Source organism: Olivibacter sitiensis DSM 17696 (assembly GCF_000427965.1).
GTDB lineage: Bacteria > Bacteroidota > Bacteroidia > Sphingobacteriales > Sphingobacteriaceae > Olivibacter > Olivibacter sitiensis.
Genome location: NZ_ATZA01000047.1, coordinates 28,235 through 46,671 on the forward strand (window position 1 = coordinate 28,235; position 18,437 = coordinate 46,671).

Annotated in this window: 21 protein-coding genes and 1 tRNA gene; 18 read left to right on the forward strand and 4 right to left on the reverse strand. The window is 43.1% G+C overall.

The features are described 5' to 3' along the window. Positions 1-17: 17 nt before the first annotated feature. The 14 genes from A37S_RS25335 to A37S_RS0119055 all read left to right on the forward strand — a co-directional run bounded on the left by A37S_RS25335 (position 18) and on the right by A37S_RS0119055 (position 14,881). Positions 18-782 (forward strand): response regulator transcription factor, encoded by a 765-nt coding sequence (locus A37S_RS25335; protein WP_036603246.1) that lies wholly within the window; start codon positions 18-20, stop codon positions 780-782. A 222-nt stretch (positions 783-1,004) separates the two neighbouring features. After that, positions 1,005-1,883, forward strand: coding sequence for an OmpA/MotB family protein (locus A37S_RS0118990; protein ID WP_028298356.1), 879 nt, complete (start codon positions 1,005-1,007; stop codon positions 1,881-1,883). Positions 1,884-2,139: 256 nt separating this feature from the next. Beyond that, a complete protein-coding gene (gene guaB, locus A37S_RS0118995; protein WP_028298357.1) occupies positions 2,140-3,615 on the forward strand; it encodes an IMP dehydrogenase in 1,476 nt (491 codons plus the stop codon). 312 nt (positions 3,616-3,927) lie between these two features. Continuing rightward, positions 3,928-5,145 carry a nucleoside permease gene (locus A37S_RS0119005; protein ID WP_028298358.1) on the forward strand — a complete coding sequence of 406 codons (1,218 nt, stop codon included), beginning with the start codon at positions 3,928-3,930 and terminating at the stop codon, positions 5,143-5,145. Between the two features lie 41 nt (positions 5,146-5,186). Continuing rightward, positions 5,187-6,866: a GMC oxidoreductase gene (locus tag A37S_RS0119010; protein ID WP_028298359.1), complete on the forward strand. Its 1,680-nt coding sequence runs from the start codon at positions 5,187-5,189 to the stop codon at positions 6,864-6,866. 31 nt (positions 6,867-6,897) lie between these two features. Next, entirely contained in the window at positions 6,898-8,340 is a 1,443-nt protein-coding gene (locus A37S_RS0119015; RefSeq protein ID WP_028298360.1) for a Gfo/Idh/MocA family protein, read from the forward strand. Between the two features lie 50 nt (positions 8,341-8,390). After that, on the forward strand, positions 8,391-8,960 hold the full coding sequence (locus A37S_RS0119020) for a gluconate 2-dehydrogenase subunit 3 family protein (RefSeq protein WP_028298361.1): 570 nt from the start codon (positions 8,391-8,393) through the stop codon (positions 8,958-8,960). 48 nt (positions 8,961-9,008) lie between these two features. Beyond that, entirely contained in the window at positions 9,009-10,043 is a 1,035-nt protein-coding gene (locus A37S_RS0119025; RefSeq protein WP_028298362.1) for a DNA topoisomerase IB, read from the forward strand. A 1-nt stretch (position 10,044) separates the two neighbouring features. After that, a complete protein-coding gene (locus A37S_RS0119030; protein ID WP_028298363.1) occupies positions 10,045-10,755 on the forward strand; it encodes a tRNA1(Val) (adenine(37)-N6)-methyltransferase in 711 nt (236 codons plus the stop codon). Between the two features lie 170 nt (positions 10,756-10,925). Further along, complete coding sequence (locus tag A37S_RS0119035) at positions 10,926-11,180, forward strand: DUF2892 domain-containing protein (RefSeq protein WP_028298364.1); 255 nt, start codon at positions 10,926-10,928, stop codon at positions 11,178-11,180. A 105-nt stretch (positions 11,181-11,285) separates the two neighbouring features. After that, positions 11,286-12,092 (forward strand): hypothetical protein, encoded by an 807-nt coding sequence (locus A37S_RS0119040; RefSeq protein ID WP_028298365.1) that lies wholly within the window; start codon positions 11,286-11,288, stop codon positions 12,090-12,092. Between the two features lie 41 nt (positions 12,093-12,133). Further along, on the forward strand, positions 12,134-13,333 hold the full coding sequence (locus tag A37S_RS25340; RefSeq protein WP_036603250.1) for a 1-deoxy-D-xylulose-5-phosphate reductoisomerase: 1,200 nt from the start codon (positions 12,134-12,136) through the stop codon (positions 13,331-13,333). Next, a complete protein-coding gene (gene rseP, locus A37S_RS0119050) occupies positions 13,330-14,661 on the forward strand; it encodes an RIP metalloprotease RseP (protein ID WP_028298366.1) in 1,332 nt (443 codons plus the stop codon). The genes A37S_RS25340 and rseP overlap by 4 nt, the downstream gene beginning before the upstream one ends. A 140-nt stretch (positions 14,662-14,801) precedes the next feature. Next, positions 14,802-14,881: transfer RNA gene (locus A37S_RS0119055), tRNA-Leu, on the forward strand. A 58-nt stretch (positions 14,882-14,939) separates the two neighbouring features. Here the strand turns inward: A37S_RS0119055 and A37S_RS0119060 are convergent. The 3 genes from A37S_RS0119060 to A37S_RS0119070 form a co-directional block, all read right to left on the reverse strand. Then, on the reverse strand, positions 14,940-15,296 hold the full coding sequence (locus A37S_RS0119060) for a helix-turn-helix domain-containing protein (protein ID WP_028298367.1): 357 nt from the start codon (positions 15,294-15,296) through the stop codon (positions 14,940-14,942). 5 nt (positions 15,297-15,301) lie between these two features. Next, positions 15,302-15,595 carry a type II toxin-antitoxin system HigB family toxin gene (locus A37S_RS0119065; protein WP_028298368.1) on the reverse strand — a complete coding sequence of 98 codons (294 nt, stop codon included), beginning with the start codon at positions 15,593-15,595 and terminating at the stop codon, positions 15,302-15,304. Positions 15,596-15,984: 389 nt separating this feature from the next. Further along, the gene (locus A37S_RS0119070; protein ID WP_028298369.1) at positions 15,985-16,239 is read right to left on the reverse strand and encodes a hypothetical protein; all 255 of its coding nucleotides are present in this window, start codon (positions 16,237-16,239) and stop codon (positions 15,985-15,987) included. A 171-nt stretch (positions 16,240-16,410) separates the two neighbouring features. Here A37S_RS0119070 and A37S_RS0119075 point away from each other — a divergent pair, with 171 nt between their 5' ends. The 4 genes from A37S_RS0119075 (at position 16,411) to A37S_RS0119090 (ending at position 17,835) form a co-directional block, all read left to right on the forward strand. Then, positions 16,411-16,686, forward strand: a complete 276-nt coding sequence (locus tag A37S_RS0119075) for a type II toxin-antitoxin system Phd/YefM family antitoxin (protein WP_036603253.1) — start codon at positions 16,411-16,413, stop codon at positions 16,684-16,686. Positions 16,687-16,688: 2 nt separating this feature from the next. Then, complete coding sequence (locus A37S_RS0119080) at positions 16,689-16,967, forward strand: Txe/YoeB family addiction module toxin (RefSeq protein ID WP_028298371.1); 279 nt, start codon at positions 16,689-16,691, stop codon at positions 16,965-16,967. Positions 16,968-17,251: 284 nt separating this feature from the next. After that, positions 17,252-17,467: a hypothetical protein gene (locus A37S_RS0119085; RefSeq protein WP_157278856.1), complete on the forward strand. Its 216-nt coding sequence runs from the start codon at positions 17,252-17,254 to the stop codon at positions 17,465-17,467. Between the two features lie 53 nt (positions 17,468-17,520). Continuing rightward, positions 17,521-17,835, forward strand: coding sequence for a type II toxin-antitoxin system VapC family toxin (locus tag A37S_RS0119090; RefSeq protein WP_245586428.1), 315 nt, complete (start codon positions 17,521-17,523; stop codon positions 17,833-17,835). A gap of 202 nt (positions 17,836-18,037) precedes the next feature. Here A37S_RS0119090 and A37S_RS25345 read toward each other — a convergent pair whose 3' ends face one another. Then, positions 18,038-18,433, reverse strand: coding sequence for an IS30 family transposase (locus tag A37S_RS25345; RefSeq protein ID WP_051293311.1), 396 nt, complete (start codon positions 18,431-18,433; stop codon positions 18,038-18,040). Between the last annotated feature and the right edge of the window lie 4 nt (positions 18,434-18,437).

Here is an 18,437-nt window from a genome sequence, read left to right on the forward strand (position 1 = left end):
TAGCAGTCAATACACCGATGGCAGCAAAACCTAGGGTTTTGCTTGTTGATGACAATGATGATATCTTATCTTTCCTAAAAGATGACCTGGAAGAACACTATGAGATCTTTACCGCGTATGATGGTAAAGAAGCACTTTCTGTCATGGCCGAAAATTGCATCCATTTGGTCGTTAGCGATATTATGATGCCTGTTATGGATGGCTACGCGCTCTGTCAACAGCTTAAAGCAGATATGGAATATTGCCATATCCCGTTGATATTGTTGACGGCAAAGGACACGCTACAGTCTAAGATTCAGGGCTTGGAGTTTGGAGCGGATGCCTATGTGGAAAAGCCTTTTTCTCCTGAGTTTTTGCAGGTGCAGATTGCCAATCTGCTGGCCAGTCGACAAAAGATACGTCAATATTTCGCTTCGTCTCCTTTACTCTATCTTAATTCAGAAATACGTGATAAGACTGACGAAGCCTTTCTCGTCAAGCTCGAACACACCATCCAGCAACATCTTCAGGAAGAGCGCCTAGATGTGGAGCAGTTGGCGGGTTTTATGTGTATGAGCCGACCCACGCTTTACCGTAAGATAAAGGCATTGTCAGATCTGACACCAAATGAGCTTATTAACCTTGTGCGATTGAAAAAGGCAGCGGAGCTCTTGGCGAGCGGCCGTTATAAAATCTATGAAGTAGCTACTTGGGTGGGATATAGCTCGCAAACCCAGTTTGGGCGTAATTTTCATAAATATTTTGGTATGTCTCCCAGTGAATATAGGTTAAGTTTGACCTAAAGCAAGGTAGTGGCTTACTTGCCAAGCGCTTTAAGGCGGTGCTTTATTGTGGTTGGAGAAATTTGCTTGGGGCAAACCAACATGCAATTTTTGAGGCTTCAAGTGCCATGCCAAGCCACTTTTGGCATGATTTTTAACTAATTAATCACAATAGTTGAAAAAATAGCGTATTTTTATCGGCAAAAAACACCCTAATTCAACTGAAGTAAAATGAAATCATTTATGAAACAGAAAATGTTATATCTTCCCATGGCTATATTAAGCATAGCGCTTTTGTCATCGGGATGCGTGGGCAGCAAAAAATATACGCAGCTCCAAACGCAGTATACGGACTTGCAGACCAAGCATAAAGAACTAGATTTGAAATATCTTAATAGTCAGCATGATTTGGCTAATGCACAGTCCAGAGTGAAAAATCTGGAAGAGCAAATAGAATCCTACCGTTCAAACGTGGCCTCCTTGCAGACAGCTTTAGACAAGTGTCTTACAAATAGTAACCAAGGGAATGCCAATATATCTAAGCTGGTTGACGAAATCAATGCTTCAAACAGGTATATTCAGCATTTGGTGAATACCAAGAACAAGAGTGATTCGCTCAATATGGTGCTTACAAATAACCTGACCCGCTCACTTAGCAGAGAAGAAATGCGCGATGTAGATGTGCAGGTATTGAAAGGCGTGGTTTATATTTCCTTGTCTGATAATATGCTTTACAAATCTGGAAGCTATGAGATATCGGCACAAGCAGGTGAAACCTTGAGCAAGATCGCGAAAATCATCAAGGACTACAGCGATTACGATGTGCTCATAGAAGGTAATACCGATTCCATGCCAATCTCGAAGACCAACATTCGCAACAACTGGGACTTAAGTGCACTGAGGGCTTCGTCGGTCGTACAGGCCCTGCAGAACGAATATGGCGTAAATCCTAAGCGATTGACGGCTGGTGGTCGTGGCGAGTACAACCCTGTGGCTAGCAATGACACCAACGAAGGGAGGACCAAGAATCGCCGTACACAGATTATTATCACGCCAAAACTCGATCAGTTTATGGAATTGATCGATAAGGCTCCCGAAAGTTCACAAGAAGATAGTGAATAAACGCTTTGTTCTGTTAGCAATAAGGAATTGAATCAGTTCTTTTGGAATCTATTTTAAAAAGAGTTCCTGACTTCGGTTGGGAACTCTTTTTTATGGGGCAACATGTTGCCATTTCTACACAGTTAAGTTTACTTCGCTTATATAAGGAAGAATATACTTACCTTATTATGACCTTAAAAATCCGAAGACCTATTTGCAATGCACGAAACTATGTGTACCTTTGCCTGGCAAATAGTAACTCCAACACATATTTGCCATGCAATTAGACCCAGAAAAATTTGTAGCTGAAGGACTCACCTACGACGATGTACTGTTAATCCCAGCCTATTCTGAAGTACTCCCAAGGGATGTAGATACAGGGACAAAACTTACCAAAAATATCAGGTTAAATATTCCGTTGGTATCGGCGGCCATGGATACGGTTACCGAAGCCGAGCTTGCTATAGCTATTGCTCAGGCCGGAGGCATAGGTATCTTGCACAAGAATATGACCATTGAGGAGCAGGCCAACGAGGTACGCAAAGTGAAGCGCTCGGAGAGCGGTATGATTCAAGACCCTGTGACGCTCCACGAAACCGCATTGGTGTCCGATGCTTTTAAGATTATGAGGGACAATAAAATAGGTGGTATTCCTGTCATAGACAGCAATCATAGACTGGTCGGCATTGTCACTAACAGGGATCTTCGCTTTCAGAAGGATATGTCCAAACCTATAAGTGAACTGATGACCAAGGATGAGCTTGTCGTTGCACCAATGGGAACAAATTTGCTGCAGGCTGAGGAGATATTGCAGCAATATAAAATCGAAAAATTGCCTGTGGTAGACCCTGAAGGAGTGCTAGTGGGCCTTATTACTTTTAAAGATATTCAAAAATTCAAGCATTTTCCCAACGCGGCAAAGGATAAGCATGGCCGGCTGCTCGTGGGAGCAGCTGTGGGAGTAGCTCCTGAAAACCTGGATAGGGTAGCTGCATTGGTCAAGGCAGGCGTAGATGTTGTTACTGTTGATACGGCTCATGGGCATAGCAAAGGGGTGTTGAATATGGTAAAGCAAGTGAAATCGCTCTATCCGGACCTTCAGGTTATAGCAGGAAATGTGGCCACGGCCGATGGTGCCTTAGCCCTGGCCGATGCAGGTGCTGATGCTGTTAAGGTAGGTATAGGGCCTGGATCCATATGTACCACACGCATTGTAGCAGGAGTGGGGGTTCCGCAATTGTATGCTGTATTTGAATGTGCCAAGGCCTTGCGAGGGAGAGATGTACCCGTTATTGCAGATGGAGGTATTAAACAGACTGGCGATATCGTAAAGGCCATTGCTGCTGGTGCAAGTACCATCATGGCAGGCTCTTTATTTGCAGGAGTGGAGGAATCTCCAGGTGAAACCATTATATATGAAGGAAGAAAATTCAAGTCATATAGGGGTATGGGATCGGTAGATGCCATGGCAAAGGGCTCAAAGGACCGCTATTTTCAGGATGAAACAGACGTGGTGACTAAACTGGTGCCCGAAGGAATTGTGGGAAGAGTACCTTATAAAGGAACTTTGGCAGAAATTGTATATCAATATATTGGAGGGCTACGCGCTGGCATGCATTATTGTGGCGCTTCAACTGTCGAAGACTTGCAAAAGGCAAAGTTTGTGAAAATAAGTGCGGCAAGTATGCGAGAAAGTCATCCGCACGATATCTCCATTACCAAGGAAGCTCCGAATTATAATAGTAGAATGTAAAAATTGATTTTTGATGGTATTTTGGCCTGTATGAATTTATTCATACAGGCCAATTTTTTTTATAACCAGGATCTGGGAAACTTTCGTCGTAAGTTTTTGATTTGGAGTGTATTGTTTTTAGCCGTCCTGTACTGTATGTTGATAGTAGGATCGTTATTGCTTCATGAAATTGCAAATTAATTTGCGATTCATGAAAAATAGACTAATTTTAAAACGACTTTTGGAAAAAGTAAGTGAACACTTATGTTTTTCTGATACTAAAACAATTGTATAATTTTAGCAAAATAACATTAAACATTACCGAACCAGTTTATGAACCCGACTACGCGTGTTAAATTATCAGCCATGATGTTTCTGGAATTTTTTATCTGGGGCGGATGGTTTGTCACTTTAGGCACATTTTTAAGTAAGAACCTTGGCACAACCGGTTTTCAAACCAGTTTGGCTTTTCTTACGCAATCCATTGGCGCCATTATAGCTCCCTTTATAATTGGGTTAATAGCGGATAAGTTTTTCCCAGCACAGAAAATATTGGCAGTTCTGCATCTTTTGGGAGGGGTTTTGCTTTGGATTGCTTCTTCGTCTACCTCATTTGACGGCCTTTTCCCCTTGATAGTCATTTACATGATTTTGTATATGCCTACGCTGGCTCTGGTCAACTCCATATCTTTTAGGCAGATGAAGGATCCGAGCAAAGAATTTTCTTCCGTTCGTGTGCTAGGCACTATCGGATGGATAGTAGCTGGTCTCATCATCGGGTGGTTTGGATGGGAACAGAGCAACCAATTGACATTGACTTTCAAGATGGCTGCTGCTGCTTCTTGGATACTAGGGCTTTTCAGCCTGACACTTCCTGCTACGCCTCCGTTGAAGAAGGGAGAAAAAACTACTGTAAGCGAAATATTGGGATTAGATGCCTTGCGTCTTTTGGCCAATAGATCCTATTTGCTGTTCTTCCTTTCTTCCATAGCCATATGTATACCTTTGCAGTTTTACTACACCTTTGCGAACCAATTTTTTAACGAAGCAGGTATGAAGGCAGCTGCAGGTGTGCAGTCTTTGGGGCAAGTTTCCGAGACGCTCTTTATGTTGTTGATTCCCTTCTTTTTCGTGCGGCTTGGTGTGAAGAAAATGCTGGCTATAGGCATGCTGGCATGGGTATTACGATACGTACTGTTTGCCTATGGCGACGCTGGAGCAAATTATTGGATGCTTATCGTAGGTATAGCCCTGCACGGTATCTGTTACGATTTCTTCTTTGTAACAGGTCAAATTTATACGGATAACCTTGCTGGCGAGCGCTTCAAATCTGCTGCGCAAGGATTGGTGACATTGGGGACTTATGGCGTGGGTATGATGATCGGAGCTTTTGTCTCGGGGCCTATCGTGGACGCTTATGCTACAGCCTCTGGGCACGATTGGAAGATCATATGGCTTATACCTGCCGGAATTGCGCTCTTGGTTACCTTATTGTTTCTTCTATTGTTTCAGGACAGGCAAAAGACCGTCAATACATTCAAAACAAACTAATAGACTAATAACTAACTAATAAACTAATATACTAATTATATATGGCAGATAACGTATATGATGCAATTGTCATCGGATCAGGAATCAGTGGAGGTTGGGCGGCTAAGGAGCTCACCGAAAAAGGATTGAAGACAATTATGCTGGAAAGAGGTAGGAACATCGAGCATGTGAAGGATTATGAAAGTCCTAATAAAAATCCCTGGGACTTCCCACATAGGGGCGGTAGGACACAGCAGATGATAGAGGACTATCCTGTCTTAAGGAGAGATTACCCGCTTAACGAGATGAACTTGAACTATTGGGTCAATGAAAAGGAAAGCCCCTATACCGAGGTGAAACGCTTTGACTGGTATCGTGGTTATCACGTAGGTGGCAGATCGCTGATGTGGGGTAGGCAAAGTTATCGCTTTAGCGATTTGGACTTCGAGGCTAACCTAAAGGATGGGCATGGTACCGATTGGCCTATTCGCTATAAGGATTTAGCACCTTGGTATAGCTATGCCGAGCAATTTGCGGGCATTAGCGGCAGCAGGGATGGTTTGGCAGTATTGCCTGATGGTGATTTCTTGCCCCCCATGGAAATGAATATCGTGGAGAAAGATGTGGCGGCACGCGTGAAAGCACATTATAAGGGAGAACGTAACTTTATCATAGGACGTGTGGCCAATATCACGGTACCCCATAAAGGAAGGGTCAATTGTCAATACCAGAACAAATGTTGGTTAGGTTGTAATTTTGGGGCTTATTTTAGCACCCAATCGGCCACCCTCCCGGCAGCTACAGCTACTGGAAACCTTACCCTGAGACCTTGGTCTATAGTCACCAAGATTCTTTATGATAAGGACACTAAGAAAGCGAAAGGGGTAGAGATATTGGATGCACAGAACAACCAAACTTATGAATACTTTGCTAAGGTTGTCTTTGTATGTGCTTCTGCCTTCAATTCTACCTGGGTGCTGATGAATTCTGCAACTGACGTATGGGAAGGTGGTTTGGGCAGCAGCAGTGGTGAGTTGGGACATAATGCGATGGACCATCATTTCAGATGTGGGGCAAGCGGTACGGTAGAAGGATATGAAGATAAGTACTATTTCGGCCGTCGTGCCAACGGCATCTATGTGCCACGTTTCAGGAATGTGGGCAATGACAAGCGCGACTATGTGCGGGGGTTTGGTTATCAAGGCAGTGCCAGTCGTTCAGACTGGAGAAGGGACATTGCCGAGCTAGGAATAGGAGCCGATATGAAGGACGAATTATGCGAACCAGGCCAATGGAGCATCGGTATCGGTGCCTTTGGTGAGATTCTTCCCTATCACGAAAACCGGATTTTTCTCGATAAGGAAAAGAAAGACAAATGGGGTCTGCCGGTCTTGGCCATGGATATGGAAATCAAGGAAAATGAGCTGAAGATGCGCAAAGATATGATGGAGGATGGCAAGGAGATGCTGGCGGCTGCCGGGGTGAAAAACGTACATACATATGATTCCGGTTATGGATTTGGACAAGGAATCCATGAAATGGGGACGGCGCGTATGGGAAGGGATCCAAAAAACTCCGTGCTGAACGGCAATAACCAAGTATGGGATGCCAAAAATGTATTTGTTACCGATGGTGCCTGTATGGCATCGGCAGCTTGTGTCAATCCGTCACTTACCTACATGGCGTTGACGGCAAGGGCTGTTGATTTTGCTGTCAGTGAACTTAAAAAGCAAAACCTTTAATAAATATATAACCAATTAGATTTGACCGAAAATGAATGATAAGCAATTAAGCAATTTGTCCAGAAGAAGATTTCTAAAAGGTGCCGGCCTTGCCGCTACTGGTTTCATGATTGTGCCCCGCCATGTACTAGGCGGTGTAGGTTACGTGGCGCCAAGTGACAAGTTGCAGGTAGCAGGTATAGGCGTGGGCGGAAAGGGATCTAGTGATATCAATAGCTTTTACGAAAGTGGTAAAGCTGATATTGCCTATCTGTGTGATGTGGACGACAGGCGGGCCGCAGGCTCGGTGGCCAAGTTTCCCAAGGCCAAATATTACAAGGATTACCGTGAGATGCTCGATAAGGAGCATAAGCATATAGATGCCGTTTCGGTATCAGGGCCAGATCATAACCACGCCCTTCATGCTTTGGCAGCCATGCAATTGGGTAAGCACGTATATGTCCAAAAACCGTTAACCCATGATATATGGGAAGCTCGTGTGCTCACGGACGCGGCCAAGAAATATCAAGTGGTTACACAAATGGGCAATCAGGGTGCTTCCAATGACGGTCCCCGTCTGGCGAGAGAGTGGTTTGATGCGGGAGTGATAGGTGACGTGCATACCGTCTATTGCTGGACAGACAGACCCGTTTGGCCACAGGGAATTCCTTGGCCATCGCAAAAGGCGGATATACCAAAAGAATTGGATTGGGATCTATGGTTAGGAACTGCTCCCTATAAGGATTACATAGATAAATTAGTGCCTTTCAATTGGCGAGGATGGTGGGACTACGGTACCGGTGCGTTGGGAGATATGGGCTGCCATTTGTTGGAAGTGCCTTTTAGCGTACTTGGCCTAAACTACGTACAGGATGTGCAAGCCAGTGTGGGCTCCGTGTATGTGGATGAGTTCAAGAGAGGCTATTTCCCCGAAAGCTGCCCACCTTCGTCCCATGCGACAATGACTTTTCCAAAAACGCCTAAAACGGAAGGGCCCGTAACCTTGCACTGGATGGATGGTGGCATACAGCCGGAAAGACCAGAGGAGCTAGGTGCAAATGAGGTCTTTGGTGATGGCGGCAATGGTACTTTACTCGTGGGAACAAAAGGGAAAATAATGCTTGGTACTTATGGTGAAAATGCCAGATTGCTACCTACCTCGCTCACGGAGCAAACCAAAGTACCCCAAAAATTCGAACGGGTACCAGGGCAAGCTGGGGGGCATTATGCACAATGGGTAGAAGCCTGTTTGGCGGGGTATGGCAAAAAAGATGTCAGTTCGCCTTTTGAGATTGCAGGTCCGCTTACCGAGGCGCTGTTAATGGCCAACCTGGCAATTCGAGGTGCAGATATGAATGTCAATGACGAATATCCCGGCAGGAATATCAAATTGCTGTGGGACAACAAAAACATGAAAGTGACCAACTTTGACCTGGTCAATCAGTTTGTAAAGCGCCAATATCGCAACGGCTGGGAAATAAATAACGCCCTGTGATAATGCGCGCATTTAGCTTTTTTTATTTTTTTAATTTTTACTTTACCAATATGAATAGAAGAGAAGCACTGAATCGCGTAGCTTGGTTGATGGGAGGAGCAGTGATAGGGGCGAATTTGTTTTTGGAAGGTTGCACGAAAAAGGCATCCAAAGAGGTCGAAAGTTTATTTGAACCCGATAGAATCGATTTTCTGGGCGATATAGCTGAAACTATATTGCCGCAGACTAAAACTCCGGGAGCCAAGGAGGCGGGTGTAGGAGAGTTTATCCCGATAATGGTAAGGGACTGTTACACCGAAGCCGATCAAAAAGTGTTCATGGAAGGCCTTATCGACGTGGACGAAAGAGCAAAAAAGGATTTTGATGCTCCATTTCAAGAGCTTACAGCCGAACAACGCACCGCACTTCTAAATACCCTTGATAAGGAATCAAAGGAATACAATGCAAACAAGAAAGAGGAGGAACCCAAACACTATTTCAGCATGATCAAAGAACTGACCTTATTGGGTTTCTTCACGAGCGAGCAAGGCGCTACTATAGCGATGCGCTATGTACTCATCCCAGGCAAGTATGATGGTAATGTGCCTTATAAAAAAGGTGATAAGGCTTGGGCCACCTAAAAAAAATATCCAATAGCTGTTTCTAGGGCATATCTATGATCTGCTTTTATGGGAAACGAACTATTGGAGAATTCCTTGCTATGCTATTACAGTGATAGCAAAAAAGGATGGAAACGATTGAAAAAGGGAAGGGGGTATTCCTATTTAGATGAGAAGGAAGCCCCCATTAAAGATGCCAATCAACTGCAGAGGATCAAAGCTTTGGTCATCCCTCCAGCTTGGTCCCGTGTTTGGATATGCCCCAAAGCCAATGGACACTTGCAAGCCACTGGCTATGATGATCGAGGACGCAAGCAATACATCTACCATGAAGAATGGAACAAACTGAGGGGTGAGAGCAAGTTTCAACGGATGTATAGTTTTGGTAAGCAGTTGCCAAAGCTGAGGAAACAGATCAAGAAAGACCTCCGGCGTCATAAAGTAGACAAACACAAGGCCATCGCAATAGCGCTCGAAATAATGGAAGAGACCCTGATAAGGGCGGGAAACATTCATTACAGGGAAACAAACGGAAGCTACGGACTCACCACGCTGTACCGTAAGCAGCTTAAATTGAAGAAGGGCCTAGCCACATTTGACTTTCGGGGTAAAAAAGGGGTGCAGCACCATATCGAGGTTGACAATGCCCGTTTGGTGAAGCATCTGGCGAAGATGACCGAAATTCCCGGTCAGGAGCTTTTTTCCTATTACGATGCCGAGGGCAATACCTATGCTGTGGGCTCAGGAGACTTAAATAGTTATATACAAGATGTCGTAGGCGATATCTATACCACAAAGGATTACAGAACTTGGTGTGGCACTGTCTGGGCGTTTCGTTATTTGGCTTCCCTGGAAGCATTTGAGCATAAAAATGCATGCAAGCGTAACATCAACGCATGCTTGGACTATGTGGCCAAAAAGCTCGGCAATACTCGTGCAGTATGTCGAAGTTATTACGTGCATAAAGCATTGATCGATGCTTACGAGAATGGAAAGTTAAACTCGTTTCTAAAAGCCCATAGCCGTGAAAGAAGCAAAGCGCCCGAAACACTGCAGGCAGAGCGCTATGTGCTTAGATTCTTGAAAAATCATACCTTTGCCTAAGATGTCGAGTCCATTTCAGTTTAAGCAGTTTGTGGTTCGTCAAGACGGGGCCACCATGAAAATCAATACCGACGGGGTGCTGCTGGCGGCTATGGCAGAAGTTGCAGAAGGCCCAGTACTGGATGTGGGCACGGGTACAGGAGTCATTGCCATGATGCTTTCACAGCGTTTCCCCCATACCTTTGTCGATGCAATTGAACCCGATGCGGTAGCGTATCAGCTAGCCAAGCTTAATTTTGAACAAAGTCCTTTTTCCGGAAGATTGAGAGCGCATCAAACCTTGTTGGAAGATCATTACGTCATGGGCAATTACTACGGCCTTATTGTTAGTAACCCACCCTATTTTATCCAATCATTGAAAAGTCCAAATGCAAGGAAATCCCTGGCAAGGCATGGAAGTCTACATTTTTTTGATCACCTATTTGAAAAAAGTGCCTTTGGCTTGCGCCAAGATGGTCGACTTTACCTTATCGTTCCCAGCTCGATGTCGCTTACGTTGTTGGAAATAGCATCTTTCCATGACTTAAAAATGCTTCGTTCCATTGAAATTTGTTCGTTTTCAAGTAGCGGGCCCTTTCGTAATATATTGGTGTTCGGCAAAACAGGAGGCGACACAATCCAAGAAAAAACCACCTTTGTTATATATGAGCAAAGAGGGGTCTATACAAGCGCTTATAAATCGTTGTTAAAAGAATTTTTTATACATTTTTAACAGAATGCCATAAATGGCTTTTTCAGCCAAACTTTTGCGGTATTGAATTGTATTATTGTGGAGTATGGGGGCGAACATCAAAAATTTACATAGTCAATTTTTGATGTTAAAGTCCAGCGGAGTGATTGGACAATGTTCTTAAATTTAAAAATTTTACTTTTTAATTTGTCATGAGTAAATACGAAAACGAAGAAATCATAGAGATAGAAGAAATAGAACCCATTTCGAACCTGGCATTTTCAGAAAGATTAATATGCCTTGGCACGGGAGCTTATATTGTGTTTACAGGAGCAAGGAAACTTTTCAAGAAGCCATTGTCGGCCTTGACAGAAGTAGCGTTGGGAGGAGCCTTATTGTATAGGGGAGCAGCGGGTTATTGTCCGATAAAGGGATGCGCTGAAAAAAAAATCAATGGTTCTGATTAACGCCAGCCTATATTTTTCAAAAGCATAATGCAAGTCTAGGATTAACTGATTTATTCCGTGTATATTTGCTTTGTTCAAAAATAAGGTGTTGGGCAATACGTATACATGATTCAATTTTTAAGGGAAAGTACCTTTGCCGTACATGATGTGGTAAAAAGGTCCTGGTTTGTGCTGAGAGATCACTATTTCTCCATATTGGGTCTTTTTTTCGTCATGTTTGTGGTATTCAATGCTTCCGGCCTTCTAGCTTCCTATTTTAGCGAGGACCTAAGCTTAGGCTTTCGTGTATGTATTCCTTTGCTTTTTATTTTGCTTTACTGCGGCATTCAGCTCACGCTTTTCAAATACCTTATTCATGTAATAGATCATGATCTAGATAGGGAAAGTATATTCAATACCTTGCCGACACCTACAGAAATGCTTTATTTTTTTATTGCGTTGATCGCCATATTTGTAAGCTGCGTTTTGTTGGCCGGAATAACTATCGCCATTCTCACTCCTTTAGTGATTCTCCTGATTAGGACCTTTGGGATGCCAAAGGAAATGGCATTCAATTTAGGGAATGGTTTTGGACTTTTGTTGTCTCTCGCCATGCTCATCCGGATGTCTTTCTACCCATTTTTTATATTAGACAAGAAAGAAAAGCCATTTAGGTCCATTAGGCTTAGTTTTGCTCTTACAAAGGGCAATTTTATGAAATTATTGGTATTTTTGTTTCTTTATAGCATTTGGAGCTTGTTGTCTTTGTACTTCAGTTATTTGGGATTTGTGAAGATAGTAACTGTTTTGAGTTTTGTAAATTCTTTTTTTGTGGTACCTTTTACCAGCGTGCTGGTAGCCGTGGCTTATAGAAAAATGACTTTGCACTACAAGGGAGATGATGACCCTGGTATTATGGAAAACATTATATGAATACTATCCTTTCCTCGATGGTGTATCGGATAGGGTAGAAAATGTATCAAGTGACAAAAAGAAGAATTGCTATACTTGGGTCTACTGGCAGTATAGGAACCCAAGCACTAGAAGTAATAGATGCGCAACGCGAGTGTTTTGACGTCAATGTGCTTACTGCCGCTACGAATGCCGATCTCTTGATTGAGCAGGCTAAACGCTACATGCCTCAAGTGGTTGTTATCGCGAAAGACAGCCTGTACGCCTATGTGAAAAAGCAATTGGACGCTTGGCCTATTCAGGTATTGGCGGGCTGTGCCGCCATGGAAGAAGTGGTGCTGAGGGACGATGTCGATATGGTACTCACGGCGGTGGTTGGGTTTTCCGGTCTAAAGCCTACTATTGCTGCGATTAGTGCAGGCAAGGACATAGCGCTAGCCAATAAGGAAACCTTGGTGGTAGCGGGTGAGCTCATAATGAGGCTGGCCCGTAAGCACGGCACCCGAATACTACCGGTAGATTCAGAGCATTCGGCCATATTTCAGTGTCTGTCTGGAGAAAAAGGAAATCCCATAGAGAAAATTATTCTGACGGCTTCTGGCGGTCCCTTTAGGGGAAAAGACCCCTTGTTCTTATCGTCGGTGACCAAGCGCGAGGCACTCAAGCACCCCAATTGGTCAATGGGTGATAAGATTACGATCGACAGTGCCTCGCTGATGAATAAAGGGCTGGAGGTGATAGAGGCAAAGTGGCTGTTCGACCTGGATGCAGATCAGATAGATGTAGTAGTGCATCCACAATCTGTTGTGCATTCTTTGGTACAGTTCGAGGATGGTTCCATCAAGGCACAATTGGGGCTGCCAGATATGAAAATCCCCATCCAGTATGCGCTTTCCTATCCAGAGCGTTTAAAGAGTGATTTCAGGCGTTTTGACTTCAAGGGATTTCCGTCGTTGGGATTTGAGGAACCCGATAAGGCTTCTTTTCGAAACCTCGATCTGGCATATCGGGCGATGAATTTAGGAGGTAATATTCCCTGTGCCCTCAATGCTGCTAACGAAATAGTTGTGGCAGCATTTTTGAAAGACCAAATCGGTTTCTTGGAAATGAGCGATGTGATAGAAGAGGTGATGGCCAAAGCTGCTTTTGTGGAACAGCCTAAACTAGAAGATTATCTGAGCACCGACCAGTGGGCTAGGGAATGGGCCACCAAACTTGTAACAAAAAATAAAATACTACATCAAACAGAAAAAAACGGATGAGTGGATTGATTATGGCAGCCCAGATGTTGTTGGGTTTGTCGATATTAGTGATTTTGCATGAACTGGGACACTTTTTGGCAGCACGAGCCTTCGGCATCAAGGTAGAAAAGTTTTATCTTTTTTTTGATGCTTGGGGTATTAAGCTGTTTAAGTTCAAATACAAAGACTGTGAATATGGTATCGGGTGGCTACCGTTGGGTGGCTACGTGAAAATTGCCGGTATGATTGATGAATCGATGGATACCGAGCAGCTGAAAGCAGAGCCTCAGCCTTACGAGTTCCGGTCAAAGCCTGCCTGGCAAAAGCTTATTGTCATGTTGGCAGGAATTTTTGTCAATATCGTACTCGGTATTTTCATCTTTTGGATGTTGACCTTTAAGTATGGAGAAACTTATGTCTCTAATGACAAGTTGATCTACGGTATTAGCCCGGGAAAAGTAGGTGAATCAATTGGATTGGAAACAGGAGACAGGATTACCGCTATAGATGGTGTTCCCGTGGTGCGTTATGATGAAATAGTCAGTCCAAAGGTATTGATGGGCAACGCGGTGCTGACGGTAAAAAGGGGAAATGAAACAAAGGAGATACAGGTGCCAAGCGATATCATGAACGATGTTTCGGAGTATGGTGTTTCCGAATTTGTTCAACCGCGCATCCATGTGGGCAAGATAGGGCAAGTCGTAAGTGGAAGTGAAGCTGAGCGCATAGGCTTGCATGATGGCGATGAAATTTTATCGCTTAATAATAAACCTGTGAGGTTTTACGTGGATCTGTCTACCGTGTTGAGAGACAACGTAGGGAAAGAGCTGCCTTTGGTAGTTCAGCGGCAAGATGGTGAGGTAGATACCTTGCAGGCAAAGGTACCGGAAAATGCCATGCTAGGCTTTCAATATTCTGGTAGTCCTTACGAGATTGTCAAATATGGCTTCTTTGAATCCCTTCCTATAGGAGCTTCCAAGGCTTGGTCGGCATTGGCCGATAATGCGAAAGGGCTAGGCAAGATTGCCACAGGACAGGTGAAAGCGACCAAAGCGCTCTCGGGACCCGTAGGCATCGCGCGTATGTTTGGGGCGGAGGTAGATTGGTATAAGTTTTGGACTTTGGTAGGCTTGCTGTCTATGGTACTAGCCTTGATGAATTTATTGCCGATACCTGCGCTGGATGGTGGACACGCTATGTTTTTGCTCATAGAGATGATCAAGGGAAAACCTCTAAGTGATAAGTTTATGGAGAGGGCACAGTTGGTCGGTTTCATTATCGTGGTATTTTTGATGGTATTTGCCTTGGGCAATGATATCATGAAAGTAGTAGGAGGTAAACTGCCATAATTTAAGTTAAGCGTTCTTTTGGGGACAAATTGATTGTCAATACCTTAAAAAGATAGTTTTTATCCCTGAAGGTTTTTGAGCAAAAAAGTTTTGCAGATATCGTATAAGTCTCTATATTTGCACACCGCAAACAAGGGAATGCCCAGGTGGCGGAATTGGTAGACGCGCTAGTCTCAAACACTAGTGGGAAACCGTGCCGGTTCGATCCCGGCCCTGGGTACGAAAATCATAGACCGTATATCCAACATATGTTGGATATACGGTTTTTTATTTAAGCACTAATATTCCTGCACCAACACATCTGTCGGTATCTGCATCGCCTCATGAAGCCTGCGTATCATATTGATGGAAAGCTTGCGTTTGCGGTTTAATATTTCGCTTACACGACCCTTGAAGCCAATAATCTCCGCTAGGTCTTTGTTGGAGTAATTCATTTGCTCCATACGGAACTTGATGGCCTCAATGGGATCGGGCAGATCAATGGGGAAATACATGCGCTCGTAATTGTCGATAAGTACGCCCAGCACTTCCAACTCATCCCCCTTCGGTGTCCCCGGCTTGGCATCAAAAATAACCTCCAACCTTTCCATGGCGGTTTGGTAATCCTGTTCTGTTTTAATGGGTTTAATCTCCATATCCCTTATACTTTGGTTGCATCTATTTTATCGTACTCCGCGTGGGTTCCTATAAAGCGTACCCAAACGGCTCCGTACTCATAGTTAATTTTGACAATTAAGCGGTATGTATTCCCTTTGATATTAAATACAACTCTGTTGTCAGTCAGTATGCTTGCACTTGGATATTCCGCCTTTATTTCATTAGGCGTACGCCAGTTGCTCCTTTCCGCTTCCTGATACCATGATTTCAAAGCCTGTTCGCTGTCAGCATGCCGCTGCCAAAAATCCTTTAGCGTACTTCTTGAAAAGATCCTCATGCGATACAAAGATAATAAATTGTTCCCATATTGGGAATCCTATAGGCGGTTCGATGTCTATCCAAGTTAGATATTTCCAAAGTGCCTTTTTAGGCTCCTAACGCCGAAATTCGTCTCAAGTCCTCTATAAAGCGGTTTGAGAACAATCCTACTTTGGGTACTCGAAACTCGGTAGGTACACGTACCTACCGAGTTTTTTTATACAATCAAAGTTCAACTCATTCATTTTATTCCCTGCGCATCAGCGCATCACTCCTGTATAAACTTAAAAAATCATTTCTATAAATTTCTCCAATTTGGATGGACACCGTATTAATGGTAACATAATTATTGTTACTTGCCGAGATTTTTGAATTGAGACAATATTAGGAGCGTAGCACAGGATATCGTTATAGCTGATTTTTAAAGCGGCTGTCATTCTTTTCAAGTTCTGGTAAATATTTGATCACGAAATCTTCAGCGGAGGTGATGATGCCCTTGTCTATAGCTGTGTCTACCAAGGTTCCTACATACGACTTCGCAATCGAGAAGCTTGGATGTAGCGTACCAGTCTTCAGGTTTTCAGGAAAGTTTTCGTAAATAATGCTATCACTCTTGGTAATTAGGAAAGTATTGGAATTGGTGTCAACTAAGATGGAGTCCATATACTTGGATGGTTTTCGGTACTACAGTTAGTTCGTTGCCGAATAAATCTGAAAAGTGTGACTACCCTTGGTTTTCTCTCTTCGCAAATTTCGCGCTAAGCATGTTTTCACAAAATAGATTTGTTTTATTGTACAACTTGTAGTACGTTTGTGTGTACAATAAATATAATTATGAAAGCTGTAACTATTTCTTCTTTAAGAACAAATATGAAAACCTATTTCGATGAGGTAAGTACGACAGAAGACATTCTCATTATTCCTCGTAATAATAATGAGGATGATGCGGTTGTAGTTATATCTATTAAAGAATATAATTCGCTAATAGAGACTGCCCATCTTATGTCTACTGAAGCTAACCGTAAGCGCTTAGAACGCTCAATCGAGCAATTGAAAAAGGGTAAAATGAAATCTTTTTCTCTGGAAGATGAAAGTCTTGTAAAGGCATAATAATGAATATAGAATTTACTCCTGAAGCTTGGGAGGATTTGGAATATTGGATGGATAACGACAAAGAGGCGGAAAAAAAGATTCGTGATTTATTGAAAGAAATTAAGCGAACACCATTTCATGGCATTGGGAAACCAGAACCGTTGAAGCATAGCTTAAAAGGTTTTTGGTCGAGAAGGATAACAGGAGAACACAGGTTGGTTTATCAGGTTTCGGGAACCAAAGGTAAAGATCAAACATGTTCAGTGATCCAATGCAGATTTCATTACGATGATAAATGATGCATTTACCATATTCGATACCTTAATCCTTGGCTTCAGATGCGATTTGATAGTCCTAAATTCGTGATGGCCAATGATTGAACTACACAGATCTGTATCTCGGTGGCATTCCGGGACGCTACATTTCCTAAGACCGTAATCTTCTTCAAACTGTCTATTAAATCGTTCGACAATAGTTTCGTTGGGAGTACCGAAAACGAATGACCGTAAGTTCAACGTATGTTGGGTTTACGGTTTTTTTGTTATAGATGATTATTTGGTGGAATTTTTATAAATTTGTTATTATGGAAAGGCTAGTTATCAATATCCCCGAAAGCAAAAGTTCTTTGGTAAAGCAAATACTTAAAGGGTTGGGTGTGACCATTCAACAGGAAAGCAAATCTAACTCATCCATTTACAAAAAAAAACTGACTAAAGTAACAACTTGGTCTGATGAAGACGTCAACATTTTAGAGGAAAGTAAGAAAGCCTTTGGGGATTTCAAGCCACAACAATGGTAATTGACACCAGTATATTCATCGAGCATCTTCGATCTAAAGATAAAAAAGTTACCATGCTGTATCGCCTTTCGGATCAACCTTATTTATACATTTCCGCAGTTTCGCTTTATGAATTGCATATGGGAGCTACAACAAAGGAAAAAGAACATGATGTGAAAATGTTGACAGAAGACCTTACGGTTCTCCCTTTTACAGACGCCGTTTCTATCAAGGCAGCCCAAATCTATCATAAATTAAGACTCAATAATCAAATGATAGAATTTAGAGACATATTTATTGCAGCTACCTGTATAGTGAACGAACTACCTATTGTCACATTCAACAAAAAGCACTTCAAACGTATTGAAGGATTAAAAATCATGAAGTAGTTATTCGACAACAATTCTGCTTTCATTTTCAAGTTGCTCCTTTCCACTTCCTGATACCATGATTTCAAAGCCTGCTCGCTGTCAGCATGCCGCTGCCAAAAATGCCTTAGCGTACTTCTTGAAAAGATCTTCATGCGATACGAAGATAATAAATGGTTCCCGTATTGGGAAATTCCATAGGCGGTTTGGTGTCTAGGTAGATTCAACTCACCAATGCAACATTTTGGTCTAAGGTAGCATAAAAAATGCTCTTGGGGTTTTGGTAATCTAGTTTTTTTCTTGGCCTTGCATTGATTTTGTACTGTATGTTTCTGATATCCTGCCAGTTGAAGTCGTCAAACGACTGTTTTTTTGGTATGTACTGCCTGATGAGCTTGTTGGTGTTCTCGTTGGTACCCCTTTCCCAGGAGGAATAGGGGTGTGCGAAGAAGAAATCGGCCTTCAGTTTCTTTGCGATCAGCTTGTGCCGGGCGAACTCGGTGCCGTTGTCGGAGGTGATGGTGTGGACGCANTCCCTGTAGGGCAAGAGCATCTCCACCAGTGCCTTGCGCAGGCCATCGGCCTGCTTTCCCTCTTCCAGCTTGCGCATGAAGAGCATGCCC

Excerpts from the sequence above, each read along its gene's own strand:
- A37S_RS25335 (WP_036603246.1), top strand. The coding sequence starts at position 18 with ATGGCAGCAAAACCTAGGGTTTTGCTTGTTGATGACAATGATGATATC.
- A37S_RS0118990 (WP_028298356.1), top strand. The coding sequence starts at position 1,005 with ATGAAACAGAAAATGTTATATCTTCCCATGGCTATATTAAGCATAGCG.
- guaB (WP_028298357.1), top strand. The coding sequence starts at position 2,140 with ATGCAATTAGACCCAGAAAAATTTGTAGCTGAAGGACTCACCTACGAC.
- A37S_RS0119005 (WP_028298358.1), top strand. The coding sequence starts at position 3,928 with ATGAACCCGACTACGCGTGTTAAATTATCAGCCATGATGTTTCTGGAA.
- A37S_RS0119010 (WP_028298359.1), top strand. The coding sequence starts at position 5,187 with ATGGCAGATAACGTATATGATGCAATTGTCATCGGATCAGGAATCAGT.
- A37S_RS0119015 (WP_028298360.1), top strand. The coding sequence starts at position 6,898 with ATGAATGATAAGCAATTAAGCAATTTGTCCAGAAGAAGATTTCTAAAA.
- A37S_RS0119020 (WP_028298361.1), top strand. The coding sequence starts at position 8,391 with ATGAATAGAAGAGAAGCACTGAATCGCGTAGCTTGGTTGATGGGAGGA.
- A37S_RS0119025 (WP_028298362.1), top strand. The coding sequence starts at position 9,009 with ATGGGAAACGAACTATTGGAGAATTCCTTGCTATGCTATTACAGTGAT.
- A37S_RS0119030 (WP_028298363.1), top strand. The coding sequence starts at position 10,045 with ATGTCGAGTCCATTTCAGTTTAAGCAGTTTGTGGTTCGTCAAGACGGG.
- A37S_RS0119035 (WP_028298364.1), top strand. The coding sequence starts at position 10,926 with ATGAGTAAATACGAAAACGAAGAAATCATAGAGATAGAAGAAATAGAA.
- A37S_RS0119040 (WP_028298365.1), top strand. The coding sequence starts at position 11,286 with ATGATTCAATTTTTAAGGGAAAGTACCTTTGCCGTACATGATGTGGTA.
- A37S_RS25340 (WP_036603250.1), top strand. The coding sequence starts at position 12,134 with ATGTATCAAGTGACAAAAAGAAGAATTGCTATACTTGGGTCTACTGGC.
- rseP (WP_028298366.1), top strand. The coding sequence starts at position 13,330 with ATGAGTGGATTGATTATGGCAGCCCAGATGTTGTTGGGTTTGTCGATA.
- A37S_RS0119060 (WP_028298367.1), bottom strand. The coding sequence starts at position 15,296 with ATGGAGATTAAACCCATTAAAACAGAACAGGATTACCAAACCGCCATG.
- A37S_RS0119065 (WP_028298368.1), bottom strand. The coding sequence starts at position 15,595 with ATGAGGATCTTTTCAAGAAGTACGCTAAAGGATTTTTGGCAGCGGCAT.
- A37S_RS0119070 (WP_028298369.1), bottom strand. The coding sequence starts at position 16,239 with ATGGACTCCATCTTAGTTGACACCAATTCCAATACTTTCCTAATTACC.
- A37S_RS0119075 (WP_036603253.1), top strand. The coding sequence starts at position 16,411 with ATGAAAGCTGTAACTATTTCTTCTTTAAGAACAAATATGAAAACCTAT.
- A37S_RS0119080 (WP_028298371.1), top strand. The coding sequence starts at position 16,689 with ATGAATATAGAATTTACTCCTGAAGCTTGGGAGGATTTGGAATATTGG.
- A37S_RS0119085 (WP_157278856.1), top strand. The coding sequence starts at position 17,252 with ATGGAAAGGCTAGTTATCAATATCCCCGAAAGCAAAAGTTCTTTGGTA.
- A37S_RS0119090 (WP_245586428.1), top strand. The coding sequence starts at position 17,521 with ATGCTGTATCGCCTTTCGGATCAACCTTATTTATACATTTCCGCAGTT.